The 5,566-nt window shown below is 47.7% G+C and carries 2 tRNA genes and 2 rRNA genes; all 4 read right to left on the bottom strand.

Annotation, left to right across the window (positions count from 1 at the left end):
* Window positions 1-80: 80 nt before the first annotated feature.
* The 4 genes from ACRD6K_RS19925 to ACRD6K_RS19910 all read right to left on the bottom strand — a co-directional run bounded on the left by ACRD6K_RS19925 (window position 81) and on the right by ACRD6K_RS19910 (window position 5,127).
* Window positions 81-2,954, bottom strand: a 23S ribosomal RNA gene (locus tag ACRD6K_RS19925).
* A gap of 257 nt (window positions 2,955-3,211) precedes the next feature.
* Window positions 3,212-3,285 (bottom strand) — tRNA-Ala (locus ACRD6K_RS19920).
* Between the two features lie 109 nt (window positions 3,286-3,394).
* A tRNA-Ile gene (locus ACRD6K_RS19915) sits at window positions 3,395-3,468 on the bottom strand.
* A gap of 140 nt (window positions 3,469-3,608) precedes the next feature.
* Window positions 3,609-5,127 (bottom strand): 16S ribosomal RNA (locus ACRD6K_RS19910).
* Together the 16S and 23S rRNA genes with 2 tRNA genes alongside form the textbook arrangement of a ribosomal RNA operon.
* Window positions 5,128-5,566 lie beyond the last annotated feature (439 nt).

Raw genomic sequence — 5,566 nt, 5'->3', positions numbered from 1 at the left:
TAATCTTGAAGCGTACTCAACACTTAAATACGTTTAACATACCGGGAAAAAATGTAAATTAACCTAAAACCTTAAAATCACAATGAAAGTCTACGGGTAATTAGTACTGCTCGGCTACGCCCATTGCTGAACTTCCACCTGCAGCCTATCAACGTGATAGTCTCTCACGACCCTTAAAGGAAATCTCATCTTGAGGCAGGCTTCGTGCTTAGATGCTTTCAGCACTTATCCCTTCCACACATAGCTACCCTGCAATGCAGCTGGCGCCACAACAGGTACACTAGAGGTATGTCCACCGCGGTCCTCTCGTACTAGCGGCAGGCCCTCTCAAATTTCCAACGCCCACAACAGATAGGGACCGAACTGTCTCACGACGTTCTGAACCCAGCTCGCGTGCCACTTTAATGGGCGAACAGCCCAACCCTTGGGACCTTCTCCAGCCCCAGGATGTGACGAGCCGACATCGAGGTGCCAAACCGCTCCGTCGATATGAGCTCTTGGGAGCGATCAGCCTGTTATCCCCGGAGTACCTTTTATCCTTTGAGCGATGGCCCTTCCATACGGAACCACCGGATCACTATGCTCTACTTTCGTACCTGGTCGACTTGTCAGTCTCGCAGTCAAGCGCCCTTATACCATTATACTCTGCTGACGGTTACCAATCGTCATGAGGGCACCTTTAGAAGCCTCCGTTACTCTTTTGGAGGCGACCACCCCAGTCAAACTACCCACCACACACTGTCTCCCGTTTAACGGGATTAGGTTCCAAGTAAGCAAAGGGACGTATTTCAAGGATGACTCCACAAGCCCTGGCGAGCCCGCTTCATAGTCTCCGTCCTATCCTACACATCACTTACCCAGAATCAATGTGAAGTTGCAGTAAAGGTTCACGGGGTCTTTCCGTCCCGTTGCGGGTACTCGGCATCTTCACCGAGACTACAATTTCACCGAGCTCATGGCCGAGACAGTGCGCACATCGTTACACCATTCGTGCAGGTCGGAACTTACCCGACAAGGAATTTCGCTACCTTAGGACCGTTATAGTTACGGCCGCCGTTTACCGGGGCTTCGATTCAATGCTTCTCCGAAGATAACATCCCCTCTTAACCTTCCGGCACCGGGCAGGTGTCAGGCCATATACATCATCTTTCAATTTAGCATAGCCATGTGTTTTTGATAAACAGTCGCATGCGCCTTTTCACTGCGGCCCCACCGGAGTGGGGCGCCCCTTCTCCCGAAGTTACGGGGCGATTTTGCCTAGTTCCTTAGCCATGAATCACTCGAGCGCCTCAGGATTCTCTCCTTGACTACCTGTGTCGGTTTGCGGTACGGGCTTTTGATACCTGAAGCTTAGAGGTTTTTCTTGGAAGCGCTTAGGACCACTATCCGATTGCCCGAAGGCTCTCGGTACTGTCTGGTTTCAGCTCAACTCACGGATTTGCCTATGAGTCTCATAACCTACGCCATTTAACGTACTATTCCGTCAGTACGCGGGTCTTTCATTACTTCGTCACCCCATCGCAGTATCAAAAGGTATTGGAATATTAACCAATTGTCCATCGACTTCCCCCCTCGGGTACGCCTTAGGCCCCGACTAACCCTGATCCGATTAGCGTTGATCAGGAAACCTTAGTCTATCGGCGAGCAGGTTTCTCACCTGCTTTATCGTTACTTATGCCTACATTTGCTTTTCCAAACGCTCCAGCATAGCTCACGCTACACCTTCTACGCAAGATTGGAATGCTCCCCTACCATAAATCCATAGCTTCGGTGGTATATTTAATGCCCGATTATTATCCACGCCCGATCGCTCGACTAGTGAGCTGTTACGCACTCTTTAAATGAATGGCTGCTTCCAAGCCAACATCCTAGCTGTCTAAGCAATCAGACCTCGTTTGTTCAACTTAATATACACTTGGGGACCTTAGCTGATGGTCTGGGTTCTTTCCCTCTCGGACATGGACCTTAGCACCCATGCCCTCACTGCCGTGAAGCATCTTATAGCATTCGGAGTTTGTCTGGATTTGATAGGCGGTGAAGCCCTCGCATCCAATCAGTAGCTCTACCTCTATAAGACTCATACACGACGCTGCACCTAAATGCATTTCGGGGAGTACGAGCTATTTCCCAGTTTGATTGGCCTTTCACCCCTACCCACAGTTCATCCAAAAACTTTTCAACGTTTCCTGGTTCGGTCCTCCATTTTGTGTTACCAAAACTTCAACCTGACCATGGGTAGATCACCAAGGTTTCGCGTCTAGCGCTACTGACTAATTCGCCCTATTCAGACTCGCTTTCGCTTCGGCTCCGGGTCTTAAACCCTTAACCTTGCCAGTAACGACTAACTCGTAGGCTCATTATGCAAAAGGCACGCTGTCACTCCAATAAATTGAAGCTCCAACCGCTTGTAAGCGCACGGTTTCAGGTACTTTTTCACTCCCTTGTTCAGGGTGCTTTTCACCTTTCCCTCACGGTACTTGTTCACTATCGGTCTCTCAGTAGTATTTAGCCTTACCGGATGGTCCCGGCAGATTCAGACAGGATTTCTCGTGTCCCGCCCTACTCAGGATACCACTATCTTTAATACAATGTACGTGTACAGGATTATCACCTTCTTTGATGTGTCTTTCCAAACACTTCCACTTAATGTATTATCGAATGTCGTGGTCCTACAACCCCAACATTGCCGAAACAATATTGGTTTAGGCTGTTCCGCGTTCGCTCGCCACTACTTACGGAATCACTTTTGTTTTCTCTTCCTCCAGGTACTTAGATGTTTCAGTTCCCTGGGTTAGCTTCCGACATAATCGGATGGTCCGAAGACCAGGTTGTCCCATTCGGATATTTGCGGATCAATTCGTATTTGCCGATCCCCGCAACTTTTCGCAGCTTATCACGTCCTTCATCGCCTCTGAGAGCCTAGGCATCCCCCGTGCGCCCTTAATAACTTTCTCTTGATTCTTTTAAGGTTGAATGTAATTTACATTCTTGTTTTCCCAATATGTCAAAGAACTTTAAAGATAATCCCAGGTACTGAGTACATAAGTACTAAGTCCTGTTACAGACCTCTTAATGTTGATACATCCGGATTCGAACCGAATCTTTACACCTCCTGGCGTATCAGTGTTCCAATATGTTTTTTTGAACGTTTTGTCGTTTACGACTTTTCTTCTCTTATGTACGCTGCACATATGTACTTTGTACTTCTTTGTGGAGAATAAGGGAGTCGAACCCTTGACCTCTAGAATGCAAATCTAGCGCTCTAGCCAACTGAGCTAATCCCCCATGTTCTTAGACTTTCAGATTTTAGACTTTAGATCTCAGACTTAAAACATTCTCTTGTTCTTTGGTCTGATATCTTCTTTTCTGTTATCTTCTTGTCTGTCTTTGGCAGTAGTCCCGCCCAGACTTGAACTGGGGACCTCTACATTATCAGTGTAGCGCTCTAACCAGCTGAGCTACGGGACTGTCTTTTCTTTTAGCTTTTATAACTTCAAGCTACAAGCTTTAAAGCTGACAGCTTTCCGCGTTTTGCTCTTATATTTTTTAAAAAAGTAGGGATAAAGAAAAATGCTAATCATCCGATTAATGTCTATTCCAAGCTCCAGAAAGGAGGTGTTCCAGCCACACCTTCCGGTACGGCTACCTTGTTACGACTTAACCCCAGTCACTAGTTTTACCCTAGGCCGCTCCTTGCGGTCACAGACTTCAGGTACCCCCAGCTTCCATGGTTTGACGGGCGGTGTGTACAAGGCCCGGGAACGTATTCACCGCGCCATGGCTGATGCGCGATTACTAGCGAATCCAGCTTCACGAAGTCGGGTTGCAGACTTCGATCCGAACTGAGACCAGCTTTAGAGATTAGCATCCTGTCACCAGGTAGCTGCCCTTTGTACTGGCCATTGTAACACGTGTGTAGCCCTGGACATAAGGGCCGTGCTGATTTGACGTCATCCCCACCTTCCTCTCACCTTACGGTGGCAGTCCCGCTAGAGTCCCCAGCCTAACTGATGGTAACTAACGGTAAGGGTTGCGCTCGTTATGGGACTTAACCCGACACCTCACGGCACGAGCTGACGACAACCATGCAGCACCTTGCAAATCGTCCGAAGAAAAACATCTTTCGACGTCTGTCGCTCTGCATTTAAGCCCAGGTAAGGTTCCTCGCGTATCATCGAATTAAACCACATGTTCCTCCGCTTGTGCGGGCCCCCGTCAATTCCTTTGAGTTTCACTGTTGCCAACGTACTCCCCAGGTGGCTCACTTAAGACTTTCGCTTGGCCGCATACTGTGTATTGCATACAGCGAGTGAGCATCGTTTACGGCGTGGACTACCAGGGTATCTAATCCTGTTCGCTCCCCACGCTTTCGTACCTCAGTGTCAGTTACAGTTTAGTAAGCTGCCTTCGCAATCGGGGTTCTGTGTAATATCTAAGCATTTCACCGCTACACTACACATTCCGCCTACCTCAACTGTACTCAAGCCCTGCAGTATCAATGGCAGTTCTACCGTTAAGCGGCAGGATTTCACCACTGACTTACAGGGCCACCTACGTACCCTTTAAACCCAATAAATCCGGATAACGCTTGCATCCTCCGTATTACCGCGGCTGCTGGCACGGAGTTAGCCGATGCTTATTCCTGCACTACCGTCAAAACACTACACGTAGTGCCCATTCTTGGTGCAGAAAAGAAGTTTACAACCCATAGGGCCGTCTTCCTTCACGCGGGATGGCTGGTTCAGGCTTGCGCCCATTGACCAATATTCCTCACTGCTGCCTCCCGTAGGAGTCTGGTCCGTGTCTCAGTACCAGTGTGGGGGATCATCCTCTCAGAACCCCTAGACATCGTAGCCTTGGTAAGCCGTTACCTTACCAACTAGCTAATGTCACGCATGCCCATCTTTGACCGATAAATCTTTAATTTAAAACCCATGCGAGTCTTAAATACCATGAGGTATTAATCCGGATTTCTCCGGGCTATTCCTCTGTCAAAGGTAGGTTGCATACGCGTTACTCACCCGTGCGCCGGTCGTCATCTGTCCGAAGACAATGTTACCCCTCGACTTGCATGTGTTAGGCCTCCCGCTAGCGTTCATCCTGAGCCAGGATCAAACTCTTCGTTGTATAAAAAATTTTAATCTTGTCTAGCTCGTGGAATAAACTCGTTTAATTCGCAATTCTTCCTTATCTTTCTACTTTTTCAATATTTTCAATGAACGTATCATTCTTTCAAAAAACAACCGCTTTTCTAGCGGCTCTTTCTGATTTTTGTGTTTCAGTATCTTTCGATTGAACTCCTCTCACTTCCCTACTCCGGCAAGCCGTTTCAGTAGTTCGGGGCGGCAAAGATAGAAAGCTTTTTTGGCTTTCGCAAAACTTTCTGAGCTTTTTTTCAAACTCTTTTTTTGCCCCTTATCAGCCTTTCCTGTTACGGAAAATCAAACCCTAAGGTTTGCCTGATAATACTCAATCTGTCGATGAACTCTTTCGCTCTTAAAGCGGCTGCAAAACAAAGGCTTTTTTCTGAATCTTCCAAGCGTTTTAAAACTTTTATTTTTCAGAG

Source organism: Sunxiuqinia rutila, from assembly GCF_050589705.1.
GTDB lineage: Bacteria > Bacteroidota > Bacteroidia > Bacteroidales > Prolixibacteraceae > Sunxiuqinia > Sunxiuqinia rutila.
This window is presented reverse-complemented; position numbering and strand designations above follow the sequence as displayed.